This window comes from Streptomyces sp. NPDC048352, from assembly GCF_040651895.1.
Lineage (GTDB): Bacteria > Actinomycetota > Actinomycetes > Streptomycetales > Streptomycetaceae > Streptomyces.
In genome coordinates, this window is record NZ_JBEZKZ010000026.1 from 17,154 (window position 1) to 44,076 (window position 26,923).

Sequence of the window (26,923 nt, forward strand, 5' to 3'; positions counted from 1 at the left end):
GCATGCGCATTGTTGTTCTGGCCGGCGGCATCGGCGGCGCCCGTTTCCTCCGCGGACTGAAGTCGGCGGTCCCCGACGCGGACATCACGGTCATCGGCAACACCGGTGACGACATCCACCTGTTCGGGCTGAAGGTGTGCCCCGACCTGGACACCGTGATGTACACCCTCGGCGGTGGCATCAACGAGGACCAGGGCTGGGGCCGCACCGACGAGTCCTTCACCGTCAAGGAAGAACTCGCGGCGTACGGGGTCGGACCCTCCTGGTTCGGCCTCGGCGACCGCGACTTCGCCACCCACATCGTCCGTACGCAGATGATCGGCGCGGGCTACCCGCTCAGCGCCGTCACCGAAGCCCTCTGCGACCGCTGGCAGCCCGGCGTCCGGCTGCTGCCCATGTCCGACGACCGCGTCGAGACCCACGTCGCCGTCACCGACCCCGCGACCGGCGAACGCCGGGTCGTCCACTTCCAGGAGTACTGGGTCAAGCTGCGCGCGTCCCTCGACGCCGAAGCCGTCGTACCCGTCGGCGCCGAGCAGGCCAAGCCCGCACCCGGCGTGCTCGAGGCCATCGCCGCCGCCGACGTCATCCTCTTCCCGCCGTCCAACCCCGTCGTCTCCATCGGCACCATCCTCGCGGTGCCCGGCATCCGCGAGGCGCTGGCCGCCGCCCCGGCGCCCGTCGTCGGCCTCTCCCCCATCGTCGGCGGAGCGCCCGTGCGCGGCATGGCCGACAAGGTGCTCGCGGCGGTCGGCGTCGAATCGACGGCCGCCGCCGTCGCCGCCCACTACGGCTCCGGCCTCCTCGACGGCTGGCTCGTGGACACCTCCGACGCCGCGGCCGTCACCGAGGTTGAAGCCGCCGGCATCCCCTGCCGGGCCGTGCCGCTGATGATGACCGACACCCCCGCGACCGCCGCCATGGCCCGCGCGGCCCTGGAACTCGCGGAGGCCGCCGGGTGAACGTCCCCTCCTACGAGGTGCGGGCCGTCCCCGGCATCCCGGAGGTGCGGCCCGGCGACGACCTGGCCCGCCTCATCGCGGACGCCGAGCCCGGCCTGCGCGACGGGGACGTCCTGCTGGTCACCTCGAAGATCGTCTCGAAGGCCGAGGGGCGGATCGTACGGGCCGACTCCCGCGAGGAGGCCATCGACGCCGAGACCGTACGCGTCGTCGCCCGCCGGGGGCCGCTGCGGATCGTCGAGAACCGGCAGGGCCTGGTCATGGCCGCGGCCGGCGTCGACGCCTCCAACACCGAACCCGGCACCGTACTGCTGCTGCCCGAGGACCCCGACGCCTCGGCGGCCGCCCTCCGGTCCGGGCTGCGGGCCGCGCTCTCGGCCGACGTCGGCGTCATCGTCACCGACACCTCCGGCCGGCCCTGGCGCACCGGGCTCACCGACATCGCCATCGGCTCGGCCGGAGTACGCGTCCTGGACGACCTGCGCGGCGGCACGGACACTCACGGCAACCCGCTGAGCGCGACGATAGTGGCGACCGCCGACGAGCTGGCCGCGGCCGGCGACCTCGTCAAGGGCAAGGCCGCCGGGCTGCCGGTGGCCCTCGTACGGGGCCTGCCCCACGTACTCGGCGAAGGCTCCTCGGCGGCCGACCTCGTCCGCTCCCCCGCCGACGACATGTTCCGCCTGGGCACCTCCGAAGCCGTACGGGAAGCCGTCACGCAGCGCCGCACCGTACGCGCCTTCACCGACGAGCCCGTCGACCCGGGCGCGGTACGCCGCGCCGTGGCGGCCGCGGTGACCGCCCCCGCCCCGCACCACACGACGCCCTGGCGGTTCGTCCTGCTGGAGTCGGCCGCCGCACGGCGGGAACTGCTCGACGCGATGCGGGACGCGTGGATCGCCGACCTGCGGCGCGACGGCAAGTCCGAGGAGTCCGTCGCCCGGCGGATCAGGCGCGGGGACGTGCTGCGCAACGCGCCGTACCTGGTCGTGCCCTGCCTGGTCACCGACGGGGCCCACGACTACGGCCACGCCCGGCGGGACGCGGCCGAGCGGGAGATGTTCGTCGTCGCCATGGGTGCCGGCGTGCAGAACCTCCTGGTCGCACTGGCCGGGGAACGGCTCGGGTCGGCGTGGGTGTCCTCGACGATGTTCTGCCGGGACGTCGTGCGCAAGGTGCTCGCGCTGCCGGACGACTGGGACCCGATGGGGGCGGTCGCGGTGGGCCACCCGGCGGCGTCCGCCGCCGAACGGGCGGCCCGGCCGGCGGAGGACTTCATCGAGGTCCGCTGACCCCGGCCCGGCTAGAGGCGGCCGATGTCGGTGCGCGGCATCCGGGGCACCCGGCGGGGCGGAGTGCGGCCCGCCAGCAGCACGAGGCGGGCCGCGCGGTGGCGCTGGCCCTCGTACGGCGCCAGCAGCTCCAGCATCCGGGCGTCGTCGGCGTCGCGCTCGTCCGCCAGGGCGAAGCCGATGATGCCGGGGAGGTGCAGGTCGCCGGTGGTGACGGCGTCGGGCGCGCCGTTGCTGCGCTGGAGGGTCTCGGCGGAGGTCCAGGGGCCGATGCCGGGAACGGCCTCCAGCCGGGCGGCGGCCGGCCCGAGCTCCATGGCGGCAGCCTCCTCCAGGCGGTGGGCCACCCGGGCGGCCCGGACGATGGTGGCCGAGCGCTTCATGTCCACCCCGGCGCGGTGCCAGTCCCAGGAGGGGATCAGCGCCCAGTCCCGGGCGGCGGGCATCACGTACAGCTCCCGCCCCATCGGCCCGGGCGCGGGCTCCCCGTGCCGGCGGAGCAGGCGCCGCCAGGCGCGGTAGGCCTCGTCGGCGGTGACCTTCTGCTCCAGGACGGTCGGGATCAGCGACTCCAGGACCAGCCCGGTGCGGGTCAGGCGCAGGCCGGGGCGGCGGCGGTGGCTGGCGTGCACGAGGCGGTGCCGGGGGACGAAGGCGCCGGGGTCGTCCTCGGCGCCGAGCAGCGCGGGGAGCCCGTCGAGCAGCCAGTCCCGGCCGGGGCCCCACGCCTCGGCGTCCGCCCCCTCGGGGGTGGCGGTGACCCGGAGCGTGGCCGGTCCCTCGGGGGTGCGGGTGGCGCGCCAGACGGAGCCGTCGGGAGTGGTGCGGAACGCGGGGTCGCCCGGGCCGCGGCGGAGCGGGCCGAGGACGAGCCCGAGGTCCACCGGCGCCCCGGCCCGCCAGCTCCGCACGGCGGCGCCCGCCCCTGCGGGACGGGACCGGCCCGCAGGCACAGCGGTGTGGCCGCCGCGGACGGTGGTACGGGTGAGGGGGGTGAAGCGGCCGGCCATGCCTTGAGCGTATCCCGGCCGGGGGGTGGGGGCGGTATGCCCCTGGGCGGCCTCAGGGAGGGTTCGGGGGTTTCCCGTCAGTCCCATCGTCATTCCGGTTCGGGCCGGTCCCTCAAGGGCGCTCCCTTCGGTCGCGTCGCTTCGCGATCGCCTTCGGCGACCCTTGACCGACCAGCCCGCCCCGGAAAGCCGAAAGACTGCCGGGAACCCCCCAAAAGAACGGTCACCAGGGACACGTCCGAGGAGCGGGTCCCTCAGGGACGAGGCGAGGGGTCAGGGGCCACAACCCCCACCGAACAGCGACCAGGGCAGTGCGAGGAAGCGCCCAGGCGCGACAGATCGCTACGTGCTCCTCTTGGTTCGGCGACCGGCGGCCGTCTGGGGCCGATACCCGCACCAGACGTTGATCAGAGGACCGTCCGGCGACGTGATCACTACCCGTACGGCTCGGCGTCAGGACTTGAGGCAGTTGTCGCGGAAGGCTTCGTCGTAAGCGGTCTGGTAGCCGAGACGGTAGCCGTTCTGGTAGGCGAGGATCAGGGTGTCGGGCTTGCTGGGCGGTACGAGGTCCGAGTGCTCGCGCGTCGGAGGGGTGCACTGCTTGGCATCCGTCCTGCCCCATTGCTCGCCGGCCGTCTTCCCTGCGGCGAACATGCTGTCGGGGGTCTGCTGCTGTGGGGGCGGCGCGTCCGGCTTCTTGGGCTGCTCCGGCGGTTTGTTGCATTTGGCCGCGAAGGCCTTGTCGAACCCCGCGTCGTAACCGTTGCGGTAACCCTGGGCCTTGCCGCGCTCGAAGTCGTTCGGGTTCACCGGCGACAGGGGCGGCGGCAGCTTCTGACAGATCGGAGGACTGCCGTTCTTCACGCCCGCGTTGTAGCCCTGGAAGTAGCCCTGCCGACAACCCCGGTGATAGGCGTCGCCAGGACCGAGTCCCAGGAGGTGGCACGGCTCGGGCGCTGCCGAGACCGCGCGGTGGGGCGTGCTGCTCGGCGGTGACGCCGCGAAGCTCGGCGAAACCGCGAGGAGCGACAGAACGGGCGCCGCGAACGCGGCGATGGAGCGGATGGTGTTCCGGGGCATGAGCGCGTTCCCCTTCAGGAGGCAGTCGGCTCCCGAGGCCTCTCATTTTACGCCTGTCACCGCGCCCGCCACTGGCGGGAGGAAACCGAAGCGCATGCCTGTGCGTTGCCGCGCCTACCGCTGCCCGATGGTCCTCTGATCAACGTCTGGTGCGGGTATCGGCCCCAGACGGCCGCCGGTCGCCGAACCAAGAGGAGCACGTAGCGATCTGTCGCGCCTGGGCGCTTCCTCGCACTGCCCTGGTCGCTGTTCGGTGGGGGTCATGGCCCCTGACCCCTCGCCTCGTCCCTGAGGGACCCGCTCCTCGGGCGTGTCCCTGGTGACCGTTCTTTTGGGGGCTTCCCGGCAGTCTTTCGGCTTTCCGGGGCGGGGCGGCCTGTCAAGGGTCGCCGAAGGCGATCACGCAGTGACGCGAGCGCAGCGAGCGCCCTTGACAGGCCGGCCCGCCCCGGAACGACGATGGGACTGACGGGAAACCCCCAAACCCTCCCTGAGGCCGCCCCGCCGAAACCCGCTCCCCCACCCCCCTACCGCCCCTGCAACTTCGCCGATGATGTGCGGGCCGGCGGGAGCTGGTTGTAGAGGCGGCGGCCCGGGCATTCCGTGGCGAAGCCGTCGCGGTGGCCCGAGATGACGTTCAGCCTCACGTTGCGGCCCTTCGGGAAGCGGTTGCCCCCGGCCGACTTGAGCGTCGTCTTCCCCCGCGGGTCCGCCCCGAACAGCCCGAGCTTCCAGGCCGTCAGGCGGGCCACCGCGTTCACCGCCGCGGCCGGCGGGTTGGCGGAGGTGTAGGTGCCGATCACCGCGATGCCCATGCTGTCCGTGTTGAACCCCATGGTGTGCGCGCCCAGCACCGGCTTGGCGACGCCGCCGGCCCGGCCCTCGTAGACCGTCCCGCACTTGTCGACGGCGAAGTTGTAACCGATGTCCCGCCAGCCGCTGCTCACCACGTGGTACCGGTACAGGCTGCGCAGCACCGCCGGGGCGTCCTTGCAGGCGTACTTGTTGCCGGAGGCGGTGTGGTGGACGAAGGCCGCCTTGACCGTGCTCGTGTAGACGAAACCGGGCTCGCGCAGGGACTCGTCCGCGCCCCAGCCGCGCCGGGTGACGATCTTCGGGCGCGGCCCGATGTACGGCCGGGCGGCCGCTTCGATGGCGCTCTCGGCGGCGAAGGCCGCGTCGGCGGTGGAGTCCGCCCTGTTCAGCGCGGGGATTTCCAGAGCGCCGAGGGGGGCGTGCGGGAGGTTGGCGGAGGACGACTCCGAGGTCTCCATGGTCATCGCGGGCAGCGCCACCGCGTCGCCCTTGTCGTCGTCCTCGTGCCCGGCCGCGGGTTCCGCCCCCGGCTCACCCCCCGGCTCACCCCCGGGTTCCGCTCCCTGCCCCGCCGGGCGGGGCACCGCGCGGTCGCCGGCCGCGCCGTTCTTGCCGTCGAGCACCGCAACCGGCTGCTCGGCCCCCGGGTCGACGAGTTCGATCCGCATGCCCGACGGCAGCCGGGACGCGGCCCTGGTGCCGGTGCTCTCGGCCTGGACCCGGACCTCGACCGCGTCCGAGGCCCCGACCCACAGCGGGGCGGTGCTGCCGCGCACGCGTCCCGTGCGCTCCGCCGCGCCGGGGTCGGCGGCGTGTTCTCCGTTGTGGGTCTCGACGTCCTGCCAGCCGGACCAGTGCCGCGTGCCGAGCGCCCGGGTACGGACCTGGACCCGCCCGACGAGCGGCGTACTCACGTCGTCCCAGACGACGCCGACCAGCGAGAACGTCTTGACCTCGCGCGCCGCCAGGCCCCGGGTCTCGGCCAGGTCCGGCGAGGCGCTCATACCGGGCACGCCCGGGATCCGCGCACCGGAGGGCGCCAGCGGCACGAGCGGCAGCGACTGGGTGGAGCCGGCGGGGACCGCCGGGATCGACTCGGCCAGGGCAGGAGTGGGAAGCGCGAGCGGCAGGGCCAGTGCGGCCGCCGTCGCGACGCCGATGGAGGAAGCAATGAATCCGCGCATGGAAGCGATGCTGAACACAGCCACCACGAAGCGCCATCGGAGAACTGACGACCCGTCCGACGACGCGCCGCGCGGCACTCCCCTGGACGGGCGAGCCGCCACCCCCCGTACGGGGGACGGGCCCGCGTACGCTGGGCCGGGTGAACGCCACTGACCGCACCCCTGCCGACCTGCTGCGATCCGCGCTCGCCGCCGATCCGGGCCGCCCCCTCGTCACCTTCTACGACGACGCCACGGGCGAGCGCGTCGAATTGTCCGTCGCCACCTTCGCCAATTGGGTGGCCAAGACCGCGAACCTGCTCCAGGGCGACCTGGGCGCCGAACCGGGTGACCGGCTCGCGCTGCTGCTCCCCGCGCACTGGCAGAGCGCCGTGTGGCTGCTCGCCTGCGCCTCCGTCGGCGTGGTGGCCGAGGTGGGCGGGGATCCCGCCGGTGCCGACCTGGTGGTGAGCGGGCCCGACACGCTGGAGGAGGCCCGCGCCTGCTCCGGCGAGCGCATCGCCCTCGCGCTGCGGCCGCTGGGCGGGCGGTTCCCGCAGCCGCCGGCCGGGTTCGCGGACTACGCGGTGGAGGTGCCGGGGCAGGGGGACCGGTTCGCCCCCTTCGCCCCCGTCGACCCCGACGGTCCGGGCCTGGTGGTCGGCGGCGAGGAGCTGTCGTACGCGGCCGTGGTCGAACGGGCGCGCGAGGACGCGGCGGGGCGCGGCGAAGGCGCCCGGGTGCTGTCGGGCCTCGGCTACGACACCTGGGAGGGGCTGTCGGCCGGTCTGTACGGGGCGCTGGCCTCGGGCGGCTCCGTGGTGCTGTGCCGCCACCTGGACCGGCTGTCGCCGGAGGGGCTGGAGCAGCGCGTGGAGAGCGAGCGCGTCACCCACCGGGCCTGACGGCGCGGCTCCCGCCCCCCGGGGTCCGCTCCACCCCCGCCGCACCACCCCCGCCCGCGCCGCTCCGACCCCGTCTCCGTCCGAAATGTCACCCGCATGGCCCTTGCCGGGCCCCCGCCCCCGGGCCCGGGACGTCACCCGGGGGCAGGATCGGCTCCAGGCCGTGCTCACCCGTACGGCTGGTTGCCGGCAGGGCGAGGGGACTGAACGCCAGTGACGGACAGCGTGGACACGCAGGGCGCCGGTGCGGCCGGAGGCAGTGGGAAGCCTCCGCGCAGCCGCCGGCGACGGCTGCTGCGCTGGATCGGACTGGGGGCCGTACTGCTGGTCCTGGCGGGGACGGCGGCGGGCTGGTGGCTGTACGCCAAGCTCGACGGGAACATCACGGAGGACACCTCCGCCGAGGCCGAGCTGCGGCGTTACGAGCGCGAGCGGCCGGCGAACCTGGCGACCGGCGCGCAGAACATCCTCGTCATCGGTTCGGACACCCGGTCGGGCTCGGCGAACTCGCGCTACGGGAAGGACGCGGGCACCCAGCACTCGGACACCGCGATCCTGCTGCACCTGCCGGCGGACCGCAGGAGCGCCACGGCCGTGTCGATACCGCGGGACCTGATGACGCAGGTCCCGAGCTGCCTGAAGCCGGACGGCTCCCGTACCGGCGAGCAGAAGGCGCAGTTCAACTGGGCCTTCCAGTGGGGCGGGGCCGCCTGCACGATCCGTACGGTCGAGCGGCTCACGGGGATCCGGATCGACCACCACATGGTGCTGGACTTCGGCGGCTTCAAGAAGATGGTCGACGCGGTCGGCGGGGTGGAGGTCTGCCTCAGGCGGCCGGTGGTGGACGGGGAGGCGAAGGTCAGGCTCCCGGCGGGCCGCCAGCTGCTGCGGGGCGAGCAGGCGCTCGGTTTCGTCCGCGCCCGCTACGGCCTGGGCAACGGCAGTGACACCGAACGGATGGAGCGCCAGCAGCAGTTCCTCGGCTCGCTCTGGGAGAAGGTGAGCAGCAACGGGGTGCTGCTGAACCCCCGACGGCTGTACCCGCTGCTGGACGCGGCCACGTCCTCGGTGACCACCGACCCGGGGCTGGCGTCGCTGCGCGGGCTGTACGAACTCGTACGGGGCGTACGGGACATACCGACCGCGCAGGTCAACTTCCTGACCGTGCCGCGCCGCCCGTACGCCGCCGACCCGAACCGGGACGAGCTCGTGGAGCCCGACGCGGCCCGGCTGTTCCTGCAGCTGCGGATGGACCGGCCGCTGACGATCACCCCGCCGGAGCCCGATCCGCTGCCCGATCCGGAGCCGCGTCCGCGGTCCGCGGGGGCTGGTCGGGAGGGCGCCGGATCCGGGACGGGCACGGGGGCCGGGACGGGTTCGGGTGGGCCGTGGGCGAGGGAAAGCGGAAGCCCCGTGACGCCCACGCCGGTCCCCACGTTCACCGGAACGACGGCGGCTACGGCGGACTGCCGGTAAAGCAATCCAAAAGCCGGAGGCACAACCGAGCCGGATGGGCGCTTTGGCCCGTTATGTAGGGAGTGGATTTTGTCACCGGCATGGTTTGGTGCTGACCTGGGCGGATAAGGTGAGCGATCCGGTGCACCGGCCATGAAGAGGCCCTGCACCAGCAGCCGGATCGTTGACCGCGTGCCTGGGGGGAGGCGCGTCGCGAAGCACCGACGGAGGATTCGAGCAACCGTGGATGCGCAAAGCCGTGGGCGGGCGGACGAGATCGACCCCGCAGACCAGTGGGTCCTCAATCCCCGCACTGGCAACTACGAACTGCGACTGGGGCATTCCGCTGCGCAGCAGCACACCGTCGCCTCGCCCCGCAGATCCCGCAGAGCCGCCGCCGACCCCTCCGCGCGGACCGCTCCGTCCCCCGCCGTCCCCAAGCCCCGCCGGGGCGACGGCCCGCCCGGCGGGCGGCGCACCGGCCGCCCGCGCAAGGGCGGGGGCCCGCCCCGGCGCCGCCGGGTCGTGGTGGCGACGGGCGCGACCCTGGCCCTGCTGCTGGTCGGAGGCGGGCTCGGCTCGTACCTCTACTACGAGCACCTGAACGGCAACCTCAAGGTCATCGACACCGGCGGCGCGGGCGGCAGTTTCAAGAAGGACCAGCCGATCAACATCCTGGTCATCGGCACCGACAAGCGCAGCGGCAAGGGCAACGAGGGGTACGGCGACGCGGAGAGCGTCGGCCACGCCGACACCACGATCCTCTTCCACGTCTCCAGGGACCGCACCAACGCGACCGCGCTGTCCATCCCGCGCGACCTGATCACCGACATCCCGGCCTGCCCGACGAAGCAGCCGGACGGTTCGGTGAAGGAGATCGCCGCCACCAAGGGCACCCGCTTCAACAACAGCCTGGGCCAGGAAGGGCGCGACCCGGGCTGCACGATGCGCACGGTCAGGCAGCTCACCGGCATCGAGGTCGACAACTTCATGATGGTCGACTTCAACGCGGTGAAGAACCTGAGCACGGCGGTGGGCGGGGTGCCCGTCTGCGTGGCGAAGGACGTCAGCGACCGCGACTCGAAACTGAACCTGAAGGCGGGCGAGCACCGGCTGCAGGGCGAGCAGGCGCTGGCCTTCGTGCGCACGCGGCACGCCTTCGGCAACGAGAGCGATCTGGACCGGATCAAGACCCAGCAGCAGTTCCTGAGTTCGATGATGCGGGAGATGAAGTCCAAGGAGACGCTGACCAGTCCGAAGAAGTTCTTCTCGCTGGCGGAGGCGGCCACCAAGTCGCTGACGGTGGACCAGGGGCTGGGGTCCATCGGCAAGCTCACCGATCTCGCCGGTGAGCTGAAGGAGATGAACCTCAAGAACATCACCTTCACGACGCTCCCGGTGGTCGACAACCCGAACGAGCCGTCGAACCGGAAGGCGACCGTCGTCCTCAACTCCGGGCAGGCCGAGCCGCTCCTGCAGATGATCCGCGGGGACGTCTCGCTCACCGAGGTCGAGAAGAAGGAGGCGGCCGCCAAGGAAGCGGCCGACGCCGACGCCAAGAGCAGGCAGGACGCGCTGCTCCAGGGCAACCGGGCGCCCGCCGGGGACGTCCGGGTGGACGTGTACAACGGCGGCGGGCCCCCCGGGGCGGCCTCCACCACCCTGACCTGGCTGCAGAACAGCAAGGGCGTGTACAAGGCCAGCAACCACGGCAACGCCTCCGCGCGCCTGGGCAGCACCCAGCTGGAGTTCGCCCCCAACCAGGCCGACCAGGCGCGGGCGCTGGCGGACATGATGGGGTTGTCCGGCGCCGCCCTGAAGATGGGCTCCGTGGACGCGGGCCCGCGCACGCCGATGAAGCTGACGCTGGGCTCCGACTTCAAGGAACCCGGGGCACCGCTCGGCACGCCGGAGACGGCGCAGCAGGCGCCCGAGGGGCTCCAGCGGGTCGAGGCGGACAAGGCGGTCTGCGCGAAGTGAGCGGTCCGCTCCAGGGGCGCGGACGGCTGTTACGGCACCGGCACCGACTCCACGCATCGGCCGACCGCTTTCCGGCGGGCGGCAGCCGGCGGGCCCGGCACCACACCGACCAGTAGTGATCTTGAGGGGGGAACGCGTGAAGCACAGCAGCGTGCGGGGGGAGGGGGCGCCCGACCAGGCCGCCGACGGCATATCCGGCGGCGGCGGGAAGGCCGCCGTCGCGGTTCCCCCGCCACGGGAGGGCTCGGGCACGACCCGGCCCCCCGGCGGTGGGCTTCCGGTCCGGCGGCGCCGCCGCCGGGTGCTGTTCTGGGTGGCGTCCGTGATGGCGTTCCTGATCCTGGGGACGTCTGCGGCCGGGTACCTCTACTACCGTCACCTCGACGGCAACATCCGCAGCGGGCAGCGCCTGAGCGGGGAGAGCGGCGTGGAGAAGACCCACGCCAACGCCAAGGGCCAGCGGCCGCTGAACATCCTGCTGATCGGCTCCGACAGCCGCAACAAGCCGGAGAACGTCGAGCTCGGCGGCAGCCGCGACACCGTGGGGAACCCCCCGCTCGCGGACGTGCAGATGCTGCTGCACGTGTCGGCCGACCGGGAGAACGCCTCCGTGGTGAGCGTCCCGCGCGACACCCGGGTCGAGATACCCGAGTGCACGGACCCGAAGACCGGCGAGAAGTTCAAGAAGACCAGGGCGATGATCAACGAGTCGCTCGGCCGCGGCGGCCCCGGCTGCACGCTGGCGACGTGGGAGAAGCTGACCAACGTCTACATCGACCACTGGATGATGATCGACTTCTCCGGTGTGGTGCAGATGGCCGACGCCGTCGGCGGCGTCCCGGTCTGCGTCAAGGACAACGTCTGGGACCGGCCCCTGGCCACCTCCGGCGGCGGCTCCGGGCTCAAGCTCCAGAAGGGCACGACCCGCGTCAAGGGCGAGCAGGCCCTCCAGTGGCTGCGTACCCGGCACGCGTTCAGCAGCGACCTGGGCCGGGCGCAGGCCCAGCACATGTACATGAACTCGATGATGCGCGAGCTCAAGAGCCAGAACGCGTTCACCGACGTCGGCCGGCTCACGGCGCTGGCCGAGGCGGGCACCAAGGCCCTGGAGGTCTCCGAGGAGATCGGCTCGGTCAAGAAGCTCTACAACCTGGCCATGCAGCTCAAGGACGTCCCCACCAACCGCATCACGATGACGACGATGCCGACCTTCCAGGACCCCGCGGACCGGGACCGGCTCATCGTGAACCCGGCGGACGCCGACAAGCTGTGGGCGATGCTCCGCAAGGACGTGGCCTTCGACAAGAACGGCACCCCGACGGCCCCCGGGAGCCCCTCGGCCTCGGCCCCGGCGCCCGCCCCGGGTGCCTCGCAGCCGGCCGCCGGGGACTCGCAGCCCGCGCAGCCGGGCCAGTCCGCGCAGCCGACGCCGTCGCAGGCGCCCGTGACCACCCCCGACAAGGTCCAGGTCAACGTGGTCAACGGCACCGCCGTCGAGAAGATGCCGCTGGCGCCCCGGCGGGCGAACGCGGTGGCGGAGGCGCTGGTGGCCAAGGGCTTCACGCAGGCCAGGGCGGACAGCGCGCTGACCCCGGAGAAGACCACCGTCGTGCGCTACCCCTCCCCCGACCTCGCGGACGAGGCGCAGAGCGTGGCGGCGGCCATGGGCGTCCCCGCCACCGCGGTGCAGCAGTCGGCGGACGTCTCCCGGATCACCCTGGTCGTCGGCGCCGACTGGCGCGACGGCGCGGTCTACCCGCAGCAGGCGCCGCCGGAGGCCGGTTCCGTACCGGACACGGCCGACGCCCTCAACGGTTCGGACACCGGGGCGTGCATGGAGGTCTACAAGCCGTACCGGTGGTGAGCCGGCCGGGATGAACGCGAAGGGGTGACCCGGTCCGTCAAGGACGGGGTCACCCCTTCCGCCGTACCCGGGGTCCGGGCGGCGTCAGACCTGCGAGCGGTCCCGGCCGGGGACCGGCGGGCGGCGGCTGGCGATGACCTTGCGGGCCAGCGAGCGCGGGCTGGTGAGGAAGCCGAAGCCCCAGGACATGTGCATGGTGGCCAGGGCGAGGGGGATCTGCGCCCGCGCCTTCAACGGCAGCCCCCTGCCCGCCGGGACGGAGCCGACGGTGATCGCCGCGAGGTAGCCCGCCGGGACGGCGAAGGCCCACGGGGTGACGGCCACGCCCGCCACGACACCGGCCGCGATCGCGCAGACGGCGGTCGGCGGGGCCAGGTAGCGCAGGTTGATGGAGCCGGCGTGGTAGCGGGCCACCACGTGGCGCCAGCGGCCGTAGTCCTTGTACTGCTTGGCCAGGGCCCGTACGGAGGGCCGCGGGCGGTACTGGACCTTCAGCTCGGGCGAGAACCAGATGAGCCCGCCCGCCTCGCGGATGCGGAAGTTGAGCTCCCAGTCCTGGGCGCGGATGAACTCCTCGTTGTACCCGCCCTGCTGTTCGAGGGCCTCGCGGCGGAAGACGCCGAGGTAGACGGTCTCGGCCGGGCCGGCCTGGCCGCCGGTGTGGAAGGCCGCGTTGCCGACGCCGATCTTCGAGGTCATCGCGGCGGCGACGGCGTCCTCCCAGGCGTTCTCGCCCTCGGCGTGCATGATGCCGCCGACGTTCTGCGCGCCGGTCTCCTCCAGGAGGCGGACGGCGGTGGCGATGTAGTTCGGGGAGAGCATCCCGTGGCCGTCGACGCGGACGACGATCGGGTGGCTTGAGGCCCTGATCGCGGCGTTGAGGGCGGCGGGGGTCCGTCCGGTGGGGTTCGGGACGGTGCGTACGCGGGCTCGTCCGCCGGAAGCGGTCTCCCGGACGAGTTCGGCGGCGATCTCGTCGGTGCGGTCCGTGGACGGCCCGAGCGCGATCACCACCTCCATCTCGCCTGCGTACTCCTGTCCGAGGATGTGCCGGACGGAGTCACGCAGGTGGCGCTCCTCGTTGAGCACCGGCATGATCACCGAGACTGCGGGCTGCTGGGCGGGCATGTCGTCCTTCACGGTCGGGTACCGGTGTCACGTTACCGCGTACGGGGGAAACGGGTGCGCGGCGGACGAGCGGTACGGACAGCCGCTGATCGTATGGGCCTACTGTTCTGACGAATCTGCCCGATGGGCCGGCCGGTCCGCGCCGTGAGCGGACCGCCTGCTCCGTCCCCGTGCTGTCCCGCGGAGGTGTCCACCGTGCCCCACCCGCACCGCCCCACCCGACCCGCCAGGCCTTCCCAGCCGCAGCGCGCACGGAGCGGCGGTCGCGAGGCCCGGCACCGGAACGGCCGGCCCCGGTGGGGCGTGCGGATCGCGGCCGGGCTGTCGCTCGTGGTGCTGGGTGCCGGGGCCGTGGGGCACGCCGTGATGACCGGGCTGGACACCGGGATCGAACGGGTGGACCCCTTCAAGGACATGAAGAACCGCCCGCAGGCCGGGCACGGGCTGAACCTCCTGCTGGTCGGCACCGACGGGCGGGCGAAGATCAGCCCGGAGGAGAAGCGGGACTACCGGCTCGGCGGGGCGCCCTGCCACTGCACCGACACGATCATGCTGGTGCACCTGTCCGCCGACCGGGAACGCGCCAGCGTGGTCAGCCTCCCCCGCGACAGCTACGCCGAACTCCCCGCGCACCGGGACCCGGTCACCGGCAGGCCGCACCGGCCCCACCCCGTGAAGCTCAACGCGGCGTACGCCGAGGGCGGCCCGAACCTGACCGTGCGCACCGTGGAGCACATGACCCGCGTCAAGATCGACCACTACCTGGAAGTCGACTTCACGAGCTTCATGCGGACCGTCGACGCGATGGGCGGCGTGGAGATCTGCACCGCCAAGGCCCTGCACGACCAGAACACCGGCCTGCACCTGGTGCCCGGCAGCCACCGGCTGAGCGGCGGCCAGGCCCTGCAGTACGTGCGTTCGCGCCATGTCGACGGAGCCTCCGACCTGGGCCGCATGCAGCGCCAGCAGCGGTTCGTGGCCGCCCTGATCAAGCAGGCCACCGGGGGCGGGGTGCTGCTCAACCCGGTGAAGTTCAAGGAGGTCAGCTCCACCCTGCTCGGGTCGGTACGGGCCGACCGGGACTTCGGCTCGGAGCAGATGCTGGCGCTGGGCCGGGCCATGCGCGGCTTCACGCCCTCTTCGTCGGAGTTCGCCTCCGTCCCGGTCGGGGACCCCTCGTACCCCGTCAAGGGGATCGGCTCGACGGTGAAGTGGGACGAGCCGAAGGCCGCCCTGCTCTTCGACGCGCTGCGCCAGGACCGCCCGCTCGCGCCGGCCCGGCCCGGGCAGGGCGGGGCCGGGCAGGACGGGGCCGGGCGGGGCGGGGCCGGGCAGGAGCGGGCCGCCGCCGTGCCGGTGGACGTGCCTCCGCAGCAGATCAGGATCCAGGTGGAGAACGGCAGCCGGATCGACGGGCTCGGCGGCCAGGTGGACGCCGCCCTGCGCGCCACCGGCTTCGACACCACCGGCGCCCCGGGCAACGCCGCCAGCCGCGACGTCCGGCGCACGGTCATCGCGTACGACCCGCGCTGGGACCGCTCCGCCCGCACGGTGGCGGCGGCGCTGCCCGGCAGCGAGCTGCGCGCGGTCGCCGGGCAGGGCCGCACGGTGCTGGTGACGGCCGGCTCGGAGTACCGCAAGGTGGTGCCGGTGCGGCCCGAGGACCCGTACGAGGGCGGGGAGGGCCGGGCCGTCACCGGCGACCAGGTGGTGTGCGGGCCGTAGACCTACTTGACGCGCTCCAGCAGGGAGACGCTCAGGCCGCGCACCGACCGGCTCTCGGCCACCCGGTAGTGGCTCGCCAGCGCCTCGGCCTGGTCCTTCGGGAGCTTGTGGTACGGGTTCTTCGTCCCGCTCCAGGTCACCACCCACACCCGCTGGGTGGAGCCGAGGCACCGCACGGGCTGCTCGCACTCCTTCGGGAACAGGTCGTCGCCGTCGACCGCCGAGCGCTCGGCGAAGACGTCCCTCAGCCGGACGCGGTGCGGCAGGAAGTACTCCACCTGGAAGTCGACCATGTACACCCGGTCCGCGCCGCGCACGGGCACGAACCCGTCGCCGGGCCGGTAGCCCTCGGCGATCACCCGGGCCGCGGCCTCGCCGTCGAGGCCCACCCGGGCCCATTCGGTGCGCATCTGGCGCTGGTCGGGCAGGCCCAGGAGGATCAGCGCGGCCAGGGCGAGCGCCCCGGCCCGGTACGGCCGCAGCGCGGCCAGCCCGGCGGCCGCCAGCACCACCCAGGCGGGGAGGGTGAAGAGCAGGTAGCGGTCCATGAAGTACGAGGTGCTGCCCTGCGAGACCACCCAGGCGGCCGCGATCGGGGCCGCCCCGGCCAGGACGAGCTCCACCGCGGGCCGCCGGCCGCGGCTCCAGGCGAGCGGGAGCAGCACGACCGCGGCGAGGGCGAGCCCGATGGTCGGGGAGCCGAAGAGGTTGCCCCACAGGTCGGCGACGCTCCGCAGGTGCGGGGTCTTGATCCAGCCGATCTGGCGGCCCACCTGCCGCTGCCCGAGCAGCACCAGCGGGATGACGGGGAGCAGGGCGGCCGTCACCGTCACCGCGAAGGCGACGACGGTGCGCCCGCGCCGGTCGTGCCACCAGCGCAGGAGCACGATCAGGGCGTGCGGCAGCAGGAAGAGCAGCGACACGACGTGGAACAGCCCGGCCGCCGCCACGGCGAGGGCGTACGGAGCCCAGCGCCGCGGGGCCGGCCGCTCCAGCGCCCGCAGCAGCAGCCAGGTCGCCGCGCTGACCGCCAGCACGACGAAGGCGTAGGAGCGCGCCTCCTGGCCGTAGCGGGAGACGGCGGGGACGAAGGCGAAGAGCAGACCGGTGAAAACGGCCGTGCGGCGGTCGAAGAGCGTGCGGGCGGTGAGCACGGCGAAGGCGGCGGCGCCGGCCATGGCGAGCGCCGACGGCAGCCGGAGCATGGCGGTGGAGTCCCCGAAGACGGAGACCCAGCCGTGCAGCAGCAGGTAGTAGAGGCCGGAGACGGCGTCGACGTGGCCCAGCATGTCGACCAGCTCGCCGGTACCGCGCGTGGCGGCGTTCCAGCTCGCCAGCTCGTCCCGCCAGGGCTGGGCACCACCGATCCCGAAGCCACTGACGCCCAACGCCAACAGCGCGGCCCACAGCCAGTCGGGCACCGGCAGCCGGCGGGAGGCCCCGCCCCCCTCGTCCGTCCCGGCGCGGCGGCCGGACGGATCGGCCGGGGAGACGGGCAGCGTGCGTGCGGAGGTCATCGGGTGGCGGCGCCTTCTGCGGGGACGGCAGACCGCTCGATGATGACGGCACGGCTGCGTACGGGTGGGTCGGACTTCGGCAGGGCCAGGCCGGGAGCGTCCAGCATCCGCCGCATGAGGGCGGACAGCGGCCGCTCGGCATACCGGTGGACGAGCCAGGAGAGCAGGAGGATGGCGGCGAGCGCGGCCAGGAGGGCCGGCCAGACGCCCATCCCCTGGTCGCGGGCCCAGCGGATCAGGGCGAAGCCGATCTCCTGGTGGAGCAGGTACACGGGGTAGGTGAGCGCGCCGGCGGTGGTGAGCCACTTCCACTGGACGCGGTCGAACGCGCCCATCGCCGCCGCCAGCACGACGCCGTAGGCGAGCAGGCAGAAGACCACCATGAGCGGCCAGCTGAGCGAGTGCATCACGCCGTACTTGAAGCTGTTGGCCGTGCCCAGCAGCTGGTGCTGGGCCACCAGGAAGGAGAACCCGACCGACGCCAGCAGCAGCCAGTTCGCACCGAACCGGTAGATCAGATACATGATCACACCGGCGATGAAGTAGGGCGCGTACTCGGGCATGACGAACAGTTCCACCATCTTCATGTCCGTGCCCCGGACCACGACCGACAGGATCATCCAGATCCCGCAGAAGGTCAGCACGCGACGGTAGGTCAGCCCGAAGGCCACCACGAAGGCGAAGAGCAGGTAGAAGCGCAGCTCGACCCAGAGGGTCCAGTAGACCGGGTCCACCTCGGCCACGCCGAGCGGCTGCTGGAGCATCGTCATGTTGGACAGGAAGTCCGTCAGCGTCAGGTGCGCGCGCGACGGCCTGGCCGTCGCGGCGTAGTTGACCACCAGACCGGTCAGCAGGATCGCGACCCAGTACGCGGGGAAGAGGCGCACCACGCGCGAGGTGAAGTACTGACGGGGCGTCCGGCCCCAGCAGGACATGCAGATGACGAAGCCGCTGATCAGGAAGAACAGCTGGACGCCCAGGAACCCGTAGGCGCTGACTGCGTGCAGCGCCGGCATCAGCTTCTGGGGGGTCCCGCCCCACACCCCGGGGTAGCGGTTGACGCCGACCCAGTGGAAGGCGACCACCATCAGCGCGGCCACCAGCCGCATGCCGTCCAGTGCTCTGAGCCGCGGCCGGCGGGCCGCGGTCGTGTCCGGGCGCGGCGGCACCGTTACTGATCTCGGCTGGGACGGTATGACCTTCGGCATCGTGAGCGCATCTCCGCAGCAGGAAATGGTGAGGGGCACGCCAACGCCCGGGTACGGGCGGTCGGACGTCAGCGGAGGAGTCTACGGGTGGCCGCTGCTGCGGCCGAATGGATCACTCCTCGTCGAGGCCCTCGGCCTGGCGGCGTTCGCGCAGTTCCGTGATCGCCTGGCGCCTGGCGAGGCGGTGGGTGCGGCGGATCTGGGCCTCCTGGTAGCGGCGCTCGTCCTGCTCCGTCTCCGGGATCACCGGCGGGACCTGGCGGGGCTTGCCGTCGGAGTCCACCGCCGTGAAGACGAGGTAGGCGCTGCCGACCTGGGTGGCGGGGGTGGACTCGTTCCAGCGCTCCGCGAGGACCCGTACGCCGATCTCCATCGAGGAGCGGCCCGTCCAGTTGACCTGCGCCCGGACGTGGACCAGGTCGCCGACGCGGACCGGGGCGAGGAAGGCCATCTCGTCCATGGAGGCGGTGACGGCCGGACCGCCGGAGTGGCGCCCGGCGACGGCGCCGGCGGCGTCGTCCACCAGCTTCATGATCACGCCGCCGTGCACGGTGCCGAGGAGGTTGGTGTCATTGGCGGTCATGATGTGGCTGAGGGTGGTCCGGGACGCCGAGATCGGCTTGCCCTCCGGTGCGTCCGCTGCCTCCGGTATCTGTGTCATACAGCCACCTTAAGTGGGCCGGGGAGGCATCAGCTCTGCAACAGCCACGGAACGAAGACCCGACCGGGGTGTCGTGTGACACTCCCGGCCAGGCATCCTTGTCCGCATGAGCGACTGGGACGGGTGGAACGGCGAGCGCGACGCACGCGGCCGCCGCGATGACGGGTACGGGCGCGGCAGCGGGCAGCCGCAGCCGGACGGGGCGCAGCGGATGCGCCACGTCCAGCGGCAGCCCCAGCAGCGGCAGCCCCAGCGGCCGGCCCGGCCGCCGGTCCCGCCGCAGTCCCCGCCGCCGGGCGCCCGCCCGGGGTACGGGGTGCCGCCGCAGCAGGCACAGGGCCCCGACGCCGCATACGACAGCGGCTACAACACCGGCCAGGTCTACGGCCGGCCCGCCGGACCGGGCGGCCCCGGCGGCCCCGGCGGCCCCGGGCAGCGCCCGCCGGCCGGGCCCGGACGGCCGCAGGGCCCCGCGCCCGACTGGCGCAGGCGGATCAAGGTCGGCTCGATCGCGGTGGTCTCCGTCCTGCTGGTCACCGGTATCGGCACCTACTTCTGGGCCGACTCCCAGGTCCGCCGCGAGGTCGACCTGTCGAAGGTCGTCGAGCGCCCGAAGGAAGGCGACTGCACGACCTACCTGATCGTGGGCTCCGACAGCCGCGAGGGGATGTCCGACGAGGAGAAGAAGAAGCTCCACACGGGCTCCGCCGACGGCAAGCGCACCGACTCGATGATGATCCTGGCGAAGTGCTCCAGCGGGAACACCATGATCTCCCTGCCCCGCGACTCGGACGTGGAGATCCCCTCCTTCGTCGGCTCCCAGTCGGGCAAGAAGTTCCCCGCCCAGGGGCGCCGGGTCAAGCTCAACGCCGCCTACGCCGAGGACGGGCCGGAGCTGCTGGTGCGCACGGTGGAGTTCAACACCGGCCTGCGCATCGACCACTACGCCGAGATCGGCTTCGCCGGCTTCGCGAACATCGTGGACGCCCTCGGCGGGGTCGAGCTCGACATCGAACAGGCCTTCAAGGACGAGAAGTCGGGCGCCGACTTCAAGGCGGGCCGCCAGACCCTCAACGGCGAACAGTCGCTGGCCTTCGTACGGACCCGGTACGCGTTCGCGGAGTCGGACCTGCAACGGACGAAGAACCAGCAGAAGTTCCTCGGCGCGCTCGCGAGCCAGGCCGCCACCCCGGGCACCGTCCTGAACCCCTTCTCCCTGTACCCGGTGATGGGCGCCGGCCTGGACACGCTGATCGTGGACAAGGACATGGGGCTGTGGGACATGGGGGAGATGTTCTTCGCGATGAAGGGCATCAACGGCGGCGACGGCGTCTCGATGAACATGCCCATCTCCGGGCAGAGGGGCGGCAATCTCGTCTGGGACAAGGCCAAGGTGCAGCAGCTGGTCAAGCAGATCCAGAAGGACGAGAAGGTCACCGTCAAGGGACAGTGATCCGGCCGCTGAACGGGTGAGGACCCGGCGTCCGCTCCGTCGGAGCCTGTGGACAGTGCGATGGTTTTCTCGTAAGACTGTTGCGGCCCAGACGCCGGGAGGAGAACGCGGATGGGCCCGTGTTCCGGCGCGGCCGTAAAGAATTCGGGCACGCGTCCGTCTGCCCGTGGAGCGTCCATGTCCCTGCATCCGTCCCCGCGCGTCCTCGAAGAGCGGCGGGAGGACGGCGACCGTTCCCTTGCCCTGCGCCCCCTGCCCGCACGGCCGCCGGTCCCGCCGGGTGCCGCGAGGCCCCGGCTGCGCGTCCTGGACGGGCTGCGGATCCTCGCGGCGGTGCTGGTCCTGGTGCACCACTACACCCGTCAGGAACTGTGGGGGCGCGACGCCTTCGGGTGGCTGACCGTGGTGGGCCGGTACAGCTGGACGGGCGTGGAGCTGTTCTTCATGATCAGCGGCTTCGTCATCTGCATGTCGGCCTGGGGGCGGCCGCTCGGCAGCTACCTGCGCAGCCGGATCATCCGGCTGGGGCCCGCGTACTGGTTCTGCGTCCTGGCCACCATGGGGGTGCTGCTGGCCGTCGGGAAGCCCTTCGGCGGCGCCGGGCCCGGGCTGAGCCAGATCCTGACGAACCTGACGATGGTGCAGACACCGCTGGGCAGCGCCCCGCTGGACATGTCGTACTGGACGCTGTGGTCCGAGGTCCGCTTCTACCTGATCTTCGCCGTGGTGGCGTGGACGGGTCTGACGTACCGCAAGGTGCTGAACTTCTGCTGGGTGTGGACGGTCGCCTCGCTGCTCGCCCCCGGTTCCGGGCTGCCGGTGCTGGACGTGCTGGCGAACCCCACCTATTCCCCGCTGTTCGTCTCCGGCATCTGCTTCTACCTGATCCGCCGCGAGGGGGCGCGCGCGGGCGAGCCGTGGGCGCTGCTGGTGTTCTCGTGGCTGCTGATGCAGCGGTGGCTGAACGACATCGTCCATTGGAACACCGTCAAGGGCGACCGGCTGTCCTGGGAGATGTGCCTGCTGGTGATCACCCTGTGCTACGTGGTGATGGCCGCCGTGGCCCTGGGGTGGCTGGACCGGATCGACTGGCGCTGGCTGTCGGTCGCCGGGGCCATGTCGTACCCGCTGTACCTGCTGCACCAGCAGATCGGGGTGACCCTGCTGAAGCAGTGGAGCCGGGACGTCGAGCCGTGGACGCTGCTGCTGTCGGCGATGGCGGTGATGCTGCTGGCGTCGTGGCTGGTCCAGCGGTTCGTGGAGCGGCCGGCGGCGGGCCGGCTGAAGCGCTTCCTGGAGGCCCGTCCGGCGCCGCGGTCCGTGCGGAACACCGCCGCGTAGCGGAAGGGGCACCCCCGAGGGGGTGCCCCTTCCGCCGTTCCGTGACGACTACTTGCCGGCGCGGGCGCGCAGCTTCCACGGCATCGCGATGGACTCCAGCTGGACGGCCAGGTTCATCTTCGACTCGCCGACGGTGCGGTCCTCGAAGTGGATCGGGACCTCCATCACCGGGAAGCCGCGGCGCAGGGCCTTGTACTTCATCTCCACCTGGAAGCTGTAGCCGGCGCTGCCGATCGAGGCGAGGTCGATCGCCTTCAGCGCGGCGGCGCTCCACAGGTTGAAGCCGCCGGTGATGTCGCGGACGCGGGTGCCCAGGATGGTGCTGGCGTACGCGTTGGCCCAGCGGGAGAGCAGCTTGCGGTGCGCGCCCCAGGCGTCGGAGAGGGTGCCGCCGGGCACGTAGCGGGAGCCGACGACGAGGCCGGCGCCGGTGGAGCGGGCGACGCCCAGCATCTCGGCGATCTTGCCGGCGGGGTGGGAGCCGTCGGCGTCCATCTGGAGCACGTACTCGGCGCCGTCCTCGACGGCCTGGGCCATGCCGGCCGCGTAGGCGCGGCCGAGGCCGTCCTTGGCGGTGCGGTGCAGGACGGACATGCGGGGCTTGCCGTCCTCGGTGACGAAGCCCTCGGCGAGCTCGTCGGCGATCTTGCCGGTGCCGTCGGGCGAGGAGTCGTCGACGACCAGCAGGCGCAGGCCCGGCTGGTCGAGACCCATGAGCAGCTCCACCATGCCCGGCAGGTTGCCCGCCTCGTTGTAGGTGGGCATGACCACGGTGAGCGGCGTGTCCGCCCAGGTGTCGGGGAGCTTGGTGGTCGCGACGTCGGTCGCACGGGGAGTCTGCTGCTCGCCTATCACAGGTTGTGCCTCACTGAAGTTGGTCACCGGTCGGAGGAGAAACGGACGGCGGCGTCCGGCAGTTCAGCCTCGCACCACACCCGCACCCCTGCGCGAAGTTCGTTGTCAGCCCCCACGACGGCACCGTCACCGATGACCGCGCCCGTCACCACGGTGCGCGTCCCCACCGAGGCGCCGGCGCCGATGAGGCTGGAGCTCACCACCGTGTCCGCGCCGAGGATCGCACCGTCCAGCACGATGGAGCCCTGGACGACAGCGCCCGATTCGATCCGGGCGCCGGCACCGACAACGGTACCGCCCGAGAGCTTGGCGCCGTCCGCCACCTGGGCACCGGGGAGGACGAGGGCCTCACCGCGCGGGCCGGGGACGGCCGGGGAGGCGACGATGCCGCGTACGAGGTCGGCGGAGGCCTGTACGAAGGACTCGGGCTTGCCGAGGTCCAGCCAGTAGGTGTCCTCGGTGACGCCGTGCAGCTTGGCGCCGGAGGCGAGCAGGCCGGGGAAGGTCTCGCGCTCGACGGATACCGGCCGGCCGGCCGGGATGGAGTCGATCACGCTGCGGCGGAAGACGTAGCAGCCGGCGTTGATCTGGTCGGTGATGATCTCCTCGGGGGTCTGGGGCTTCTCGGTGAAGGCCAGCACCCGCCCCTCGGAGTCGGTGGGGACCAGGCCGAAGGCGCGCGGGTCCTCGACCCGCACGAGGTGCAGGGAGACGTCGGCGTCGGCCGCCTGGTGGGACTCGACCAGGCCGGCGATGTCCAGGCCGGTGAGGATGTCGCCGTTGAAGACGAGGACCGGGGAGTCCGGACCGCCCGTCAGGCGCTCGGCGGCGTTGCGGATGGCGCCGCCCGTGCCCAGCGGTTCGTCCTCGACGACGTACTCGAGGGTGATGCCGAAGTCGGATCCGTCGCCGAAGTAGGGCTCGAAGACCTCGGCGAGGTAGCAGGTGGCCATCACGATGTGCGTGACACCGGCGGCGGCGGCCCTGGCTATCTGGTGGGCGAGGAACGGGACGCCCGCTGCCGGAACCATCGGCTTGGGGGTGTTCACCGTCACGGGGCGCAGTCGCGTCCCCTGCCCGCCGACCAGCAGGATCGCTTCCGTCATTTTGTTCTCTCCCCAACCGGTTCAGGCGTACGAAGCTTCAAAGTTAGCCCATGCCGCGCAGTGCAAAGCCCGGAGGCGGCCCGCCCGGCTCCCCTGCGGCAACGTTCCGGTTACGGCGCCCGCCCCGCCTCGCGGGCGCGCGGGGCCGCGCCCGTCCCCTTTATATGCAGGGCGTCCGCGACGCGCCGCCGAAACCCCCTGCTCAGCAACGGACCTTCCCGCACCGCCTCCACCGCCGCGCCCGTCGCCGCGCGGCACGGCGGCGGCCGTCCCCCGCCCCGGGAGCACCGGCCCCGCCGGGCGGCCGCCGGACCGCGGGACCCGCCCGCTGGATCGGAATCGTTACAAAGGAACGCTCCGTAATCCCCGGTGGCGGGCGGCGGGCGGCCGGCGACGGGTACGCGGCAGGCCCCCGGCGCGTGCCGGGGGCCTGCCGGGGAACGGCGTGTCAGGCCGGGGGTTACGGCAGGTTGCGGGCCATGACGATCCGCTGGACCTGGTTCGTGCCTTCGTAGATCTGGGTGATCTTGGCGTCGCGCATCATGCGCTCGACCGGGTAGTCGCGGGTGTAGCCGTAGCCGCCGAGGAGCTGGACGGCGTCCGTGGTGACCTCCATCGCGACGTCGGAGGCGAAGCACTTGGCGGCGGCGCCGAAGAAGGTGAGGTCGGCGTCGACGCGTTCCGACTTGGCGGCGGCCGCGTAGGTCAGCTGGCGGGCGGCCTCGATCTTCATGGCCATGTCCGCGAGCATGAACTGGACGCCCTGGAAGTCGCCGATCGGCTTGCCGAACTGCTTGCGCTCCTGGACGTAGCCCTTGGCGTAGTCCAGGGCGCCCTGGGCGATGCCGAGGGCCTGGGCGGCGATGGTGATGCGGGTGTGGTCGAGGGTCTTCATCGCGGTGGCGAATCCGGTGCCCTCGGCGCCGATCATGCGGTCGGCCGGGATGCGGACGTTGTCGAGGTAGACCTCGCGCGTCGGGGAGCCCTTGATGCCGAGCTTCTTCTCGGGGGCGCCGAAGGAGACGCCCTCGTCGGTCTTCTCGACCACGAACGCGGAGATGCCCTTGGAGCGCTTCTCCGGGTCGGTGACGGCCATGACCGTGTAGTAGTCGGAGACGCCCGCGTTGGTGATCCAGCGCTTGACGCCGTTGAGCACCCAGAAGTCGCCGTCGCGCACCGCGCGGGTCTTCATGCCGGCCGCGTCGGAGCCGGCGTCCGGCTCGGAGAGGCAGTACGAGAACATCGCGTCGCCCTTGGCCAGCGGGCCGAGGTACTTGGCCTTGAGCTCCTCCGAGCCGGAGAGGATCACCGGGAGGGAGCCGAGCTTGTTGACCGCCGGGATGAGGGAGGAGGAGGCGCAGACGCGGGCCACCTCCTCGATCACGATGACGGTGGCGAGGGCGTCGGCGCCGGCGCCGCCGTAGGTCTCGGGCACGTGGACGGCGTGCAGGTCGTTGGCGACCAGGGCGTCGAGGGCCTCCTGCGGGAAGCGGGCCTCCTCGTCGACCGCGGCCGCGAACGGGAGGATCTTCGCCTCGCAGAGCGCGCGGACCGACTCGCGGAGCATGTCGTGCTCCTCGGCCGGGCGGTACAGGTCGAAGTCGGCAGAACCCGCCAAGATCTCTCACTCCCCAGGGTGCGGCGCCGGGTGGGGCGCCGACAGCTGTGTGTCGCCGCCGTGCGCTCGGCGCCGGATGCTAACTACCGTTAAGTAACCCAAAGTCTAGTTCCCGGCGTCCGCGCAGCGATATGCGGCGCGTACGTGAGCTGCGTGACAGCCGGACCCTCGGTGGAACGTCCCCGCGGACCGGCGCGACTATGCTCGGGGACCGCAAACGGCCCCGCACCTCTGGAGCATCGATGGCCCTCCTGAAGATCACCGTGATCGGTACCGGCTACCTGGGCGCCACCCACGCCGCTGCCATGGCGGAGCTCGGCTTCGAGGTGCTGGGGCTGGACGTGGTGCCGGAGAAGATCGAGATGCTGGCGGCCGGCCGGGTCCCCATGTACGAGCCGGGGCTGGAGGAACTGCTCGCCAAGCACGTGGCGGGGCTGCCCGGGTCCACCGGGCGGCTGCGGTTCACGCAGTCGTGGGAGGAGGTCGGGGAGTTCGGCGACGTGCACTTCGTGTGCGTGAACACCCCGCAGCGGCACGGTGAGTACGCCTGCGACATGTCGTACGTGGACTCCGCCGTCGAGTCGCTGGCCCCGCACCTGACCCGGCCCGCCCTGGTGGTCGGCAAGTCGACGGTGCCGGTGGGCTCGGCCGAGCGGCTCGCGGCGAAGCTGGCGGCGCTGGCCCCGGCGGGCGCGGACGTGGAGCTGGCGTGGAACCCGGAGTTCCTGCGCGAGGGCTTCGCCGTGCAGGACACCCTGCACCCGGACCGGATCGTCATCGGCGTCCGGGGCGAGCGCGCCGAGAAGCTGCTGCGGGAGGTGTACGAGACCCCGATGTCGGAGGGCACCCCGCTGGTGGTGACCGACTTCCCGACGGCGGAGCTGGTCAAGACGGCCGCCAACTCCTTCCTGGCGACGAAGATCTCGTTCATCAACGCCATGGCGGAGGTCTGCGAGGCCGCCGGCGGTGACGTGGTCAAGCTGGCGGAGGCCATCGGCTACGACGAGCGGATCGGCGCCAAGTTCCTGCGCGCCGGGATCGGCTTCGGCGGCGGCTGCCTGCCCAAGGACATCCGCGCCTTCATGGCGCGCGCCGGCGAGCTCGGCGCCGACCAGGCGCTGACCTTCCTGCGGGAGGTCGACTCCATCAACATGCGCCGGCGCGGCCACATGGTCGAGCTGGCCCGGGAGGCGGTCGGCGGCTCCTTCCTCGGCAAGCGGGTCGCCGTCCTCGGCGCCACCTTCAAGCCGGACTCGGACGACGTGCGCGACTCCCCCGCGCTGAACGTGGCCGGGCAGATCCACCTCCAGGGCGGCCAGGTCACCGTCTACGACCCCAAGGGCATGGACAACGCCCGCCGTATCTTCCCGACGCTCGGCTACGCCGACTCGGCGCTGGCGGCGGCGCGTGGCGCCGAGGTCGTCCTGCACCTCACCGAATGGCGCGAGTTCCGCGACCTCGACCCGGCCGAGCTCGGCGAGGTCGTCACCGACCGCCTCGTCCTCGACGGCCGCAACGCCCTCGACCCGCTGCGCTGGCGCGCGGCCGGCTGGACGTACCGGGCCATGGGGCGGCCGCAGGCGTAGGGGAAATCGCGGGCCCGGCCGGGCCGCGGCGGCGTACACCCCTACCCCTTTTTGATGGGTCTCAGTCAAAGAAGGGGAAAAAACGAATAGGTAGACTTCGCGCCGATGACCACGACCAGCAGCCCTCCGACCAACCCCACCGCATCTGCGACGGCGGCGCCCGCCACGCGTGACCGGCGGGGATCCTTCGAAGCAGCC

The 26,923-nt window shown here is 72.5% G+C and carries 20 protein-coding genes; 10 read left to right on the plus strand and 10 right to left on the minus strand.

Translation table 11 applies throughout. From position 1 onward, the window contains the following. Positions 1-2 precede the first annotated feature (2 nt). Positions 3-962, plus strand: a complete 960-nt coding sequence (cofD, locus tag AB0D45_RS16075; protein ID WP_362459123.1) for a 2-phospho-L-lactate transferase — start codon at positions 3-5, stop codon at positions 960-962. Continuing rightward, positions 959-2,254: a coenzyme F420-0:L-glutamate ligase gene (locus AB0D45_RS16080; RefSeq protein WP_362459126.1), complete on the plus strand. Its 1,296-nt coding sequence runs from the start codon at positions 959-961 to the stop codon at positions 2,252-2,254. The genes cofD and AB0D45_RS16080 overlap by 4 nt, the downstream gene beginning before the upstream one ends. 11 nt (positions 2,255-2,265) lie before the next feature. Here AB0D45_RS16080 and AB0D45_RS16085 read toward each other — a convergent pair whose 3' ends face one another. The 3 genes from AB0D45_RS16085 to AB0D45_RS16095 form a co-directional block, all read right to left on the minus strand. Continuing rightward, complete coding sequence (locus AB0D45_RS16085) at positions 2,266-3,264, minus strand: DNA-3-methyladenine glycosylase 2 family protein (protein ID WP_362459129.1); 999 nt, start codon at positions 3,262-3,264, stop codon at positions 2,266-2,268. A gap of 453 nt (positions 3,265-3,717) precedes the next feature. Next, positions 3,718-4,344 (minus strand): hypothetical protein, encoded by a 627-nt coding sequence (locus tag AB0D45_RS16090; protein WP_362459132.1) that lies wholly within the window; start codon positions 4,342-4,344, stop codon positions 3,718-3,720. Between the two features lie 527 nt (positions 4,345-4,871). Further along, positions 4,872-6,344: a peptidoglycan recognition protein gene (locus AB0D45_RS16095; RefSeq protein WP_362459135.1), complete on the minus strand. Its 1,473-nt coding sequence runs from the start codon at positions 6,342-6,344 to the stop codon at positions 4,872-4,874. A 140-nt stretch (positions 6,345-6,484) separates the two neighbouring features. Here AB0D45_RS16095 and AB0D45_RS16100 point away from each other — a divergent pair, with 140 nt between their 5' ends. From AB0D45_RS16100 to AB0D45_RS16115, 4 genes are all read left to right on the plus strand, one after another. Beyond that, the gene (locus AB0D45_RS16100; RefSeq protein WP_361598227.1) at positions 6,485-7,228 is read left to right on the plus strand and encodes a TIGR03089 family protein; all 744 of its coding nucleotides are present in this window, start codon (positions 6,485-6,487) and stop codon (positions 7,226-7,228) included. A gap of 213 nt (positions 7,229-7,441) precedes the next feature. Continuing rightward, on the plus strand, positions 7,442-8,704 hold the full coding sequence (locus tag AB0D45_RS16105) for an LCP family protein (RefSeq protein ID WP_361598230.1): 1,263 nt from the start codon (positions 7,442-7,444) through the stop codon (positions 8,702-8,704). A gap of 222 nt (positions 8,705-8,926) precedes the next feature. Then, a complete protein-coding gene (locus AB0D45_RS16110) occupies positions 8,927-10,663 on the plus strand; it encodes an LCP family protein (protein ID WP_362459139.1) in 1,737 nt (578 codons plus the stop codon). A 325-nt stretch (positions 10,664-10,988) separates the two neighbouring features. Next, positions 10,989-12,527, plus strand: coding sequence for an LCP family protein (locus AB0D45_RS16115; protein ID WP_362459216.1), 1,539 nt, complete (start codon positions 10,989-10,991; stop codon positions 12,525-12,527). An 84-nt stretch (positions 12,528-12,611) separates the two neighbouring features. Here the strand turns inward: AB0D45_RS16115 and AB0D45_RS16120 are convergent, their stop codons facing one another. Next, complete coding sequence (locus AB0D45_RS16120) at positions 12,612-13,655, minus strand: glycosyltransferase family 2 protein (RefSeq protein WP_362459142.1); 1,044 nt, start codon at positions 13,653-13,655, stop codon at positions 12,612-12,614. Positions 13,656-13,958: 303 nt separating this feature from the next. Here AB0D45_RS16120 and AB0D45_RS16125 point away from each other — a divergent pair, with 303 nt between their 5' ends. Continuing rightward, complete coding sequence (locus tag AB0D45_RS16125; protein ID WP_362459145.1) at positions 13,959-15,380, plus strand: LCP family protein; 1,422 nt, start codon at positions 13,959-13,961, stop codon at positions 15,378-15,380. Positions 15,381-15,382: 2 nt separating this feature from the next. Here the strand turns inward: AB0D45_RS16125 and AB0D45_RS16130 are convergent, their stop codons facing one another. From AB0D45_RS16130 to AB0D45_RS16140, 3 genes are all read right to left on the minus strand, one after another. Then, positions 15,383-16,897 carry a glycosyltransferase family 39 protein gene (locus AB0D45_RS16130; protein WP_362459148.1) on the minus strand — a complete coding sequence of 505 codons (1,515 nt, stop codon included), beginning with the start codon at positions 16,895-16,897 and terminating at the stop codon, positions 15,383-15,385. Further along, on the minus strand, positions 16,894-18,105 hold the full coding sequence (locus tag AB0D45_RS16135; RefSeq protein WP_362459150.1) for an acyltransferase: 1,212 nt from the start codon (positions 18,103-18,105) through the stop codon (positions 16,894-16,896). Before AB0D45_RS16135 ends, AB0D45_RS16130 begins: the two co-directional genes overlap by 4 nt. Before the next feature lie 112 nt (positions 18,106-18,217). Continuing rightward, positions 18,218-18,766, minus strand: coding sequence for an acyl-CoA thioesterase (locus tag AB0D45_RS16140; RefSeq protein WP_361598248.1), 549 nt, complete (start codon positions 18,764-18,766; stop codon positions 18,218-18,220). Between the two features lie 106 nt (positions 18,767-18,872). On the opposite strand from AB0D45_RS16140, the gene AB0D45_RS16145 reads away from it, so the two are divergent. Further along, positions 18,873-20,219, plus strand: coding sequence for an LCP family protein (locus AB0D45_RS16145; RefSeq protein WP_362459153.1), 1,347 nt, complete (start codon positions 18,873-18,875; stop codon positions 20,217-20,219). 177 nt (positions 20,220-20,396) lie between these two features. Beyond that, positions 20,397-21,560 carry an acyltransferase gene (locus tag AB0D45_RS16150; RefSeq protein ID WP_362459156.1) on the plus strand — a complete coding sequence of 388 codons (1,164 nt, stop codon included), beginning with the start codon at positions 20,397-20,399 and terminating at the stop codon, positions 21,558-21,560. Between the two features lie 48 nt (positions 21,561-21,608). Here the strand turns inward: AB0D45_RS16150 and AB0D45_RS16155 are convergent, their stop codons facing one another. The 3 genes from AB0D45_RS16155 to AB0D45_RS16165 form a co-directional block, all read right to left on the minus strand. Further along, complete coding sequence (locus tag AB0D45_RS16155) at positions 21,609-22,325, minus strand: polyprenol monophosphomannose synthase (protein WP_361598304.1); 717 nt, start codon at positions 22,323-22,325, stop codon at positions 21,609-21,611. A gap of 113 nt (positions 22,326-22,438) precedes the next feature. Continuing rightward, entirely contained in the window at positions 22,439-23,521 is a 1,083-nt protein-coding gene (locus AB0D45_RS16160; RefSeq protein ID WP_362459159.1) for an NDP-sugar synthase, read from the minus strand. A 460-nt stretch (positions 23,522-23,981) separates the two neighbouring features. Continuing rightward, positions 23,982-25,139: an acyl-CoA dehydrogenase family protein gene (locus AB0D45_RS16165; RefSeq protein WP_361598260.1), complete on the minus strand. Its 1,158-nt coding sequence runs from the start codon at positions 25,137-25,139 to the stop codon at positions 23,982-23,984. 242 nt (positions 25,140-25,381) lie between these two features. Here AB0D45_RS16165 and AB0D45_RS16170 point away from each other — a divergent pair, with 242 nt between their 5' ends. Further along, the gene (locus AB0D45_RS16170; protein WP_361598263.1) at positions 25,382-26,725 is read left to right on the plus strand and encodes a UDP-glucose/GDP-mannose dehydrogenase family protein; all 1,344 of its coding nucleotides are present in this window, start codon (positions 25,382-25,384) and stop codon (positions 26,723-26,725) included. Positions 26,726-26,923: the final 198 nt, after the last annotated feature.

Bases quoted from the DNA above. Each gene is read 5' to 3' on its own strand.
- AB0D45_RS16155 (WP_361598304.1), bottom strand. From the start codon at position 22,325: ATGCCCACCTACAACGAGGCGGGCAACCTGCCGGGCATGGTGGAGCTG.
- AB0D45_RS16135 (WP_362459150.1), bottom strand. From the start codon at position 18,105: ATGCCGAAGGTCATACCGTCCCAGCCGAGATCAGTAACGGTGCCGCCG.
- AB0D45_RS16150 (WP_362459156.1), top strand. From the start codon at position 20,397: ATGTCCCTGCATCCGTCCCCGCGCGTCCTCGAAGAGCGGCGGGAGGAC.
- AB0D45_RS16145 (WP_362459153.1), top strand. From the start codon at position 18,873: ATGAGCGACTGGGACGGGTGGAACGGCGAGCGCGACGCACGCGGCCGC.
- AB0D45_RS16170 (WP_361598263.1), top strand. From the start codon at position 25,382: ATGGCCCTCCTGAAGATCACCGTGATCGGTACCGGCTACCTGGGCGCC.
- cofD (WP_362459123.1), top strand. From the start codon at position 3: ATGCGCATTGTTGTTCTGGCCGGCGGCATCGGCGGCGCCCGTTTCCTC.
- AB0D45_RS16085 (WP_362459129.1), bottom strand. From the start codon at position 3,264: ATGGCCGGCCGCTTCACCCCCCTCACCCGTACCACCGTCCGCGGCGGC.
- AB0D45_RS16115 (WP_362459216.1), top strand. From the start codon at position 10,989: ATGGCGTTCCTGATCCTGGGGACGTCTGCGGCCGGGTACCTCTACTAC.
- AB0D45_RS16095 (WP_362459135.1), bottom strand. From the start codon at position 6,344: ATGCGCGGATTCATTGCTTCCTCCATCGGCGTCGCGACGGCGGCCGCA.
- AB0D45_RS16130 (WP_362459148.1), bottom strand. From the start codon at position 16,897: ATGACCTCCGCACGCACGCTGCCCGTCTCCCCGGCCGATCCGTCCGGC.
- AB0D45_RS16120 (WP_362459142.1), bottom strand. From the start codon at position 13,655: ATGCCCGCCCAGCAGCCCGCAGTCTCGGTGATCATGCCGGTGCTCAAC.
- AB0D45_RS16140 (WP_361598248.1), bottom strand. From the start codon at position 18,766: ATGACACAGATACCGGAGGCAGCGGACGCACCGGAGGGCAAGCCGATC.
- AB0D45_RS16090 (WP_362459132.1), bottom strand. From the start codon at position 4,344: ATGCCCCGGAACACCATCCGCTCCATCGCCGCGTTCGCGGCGCCCGTT.
- AB0D45_RS16160 (WP_362459159.1), bottom strand. From the start codon at position 23,521: ATGACGGAAGCGATCCTGCTGGTCGGCGGGCAGGGGACGCGACTGCGC.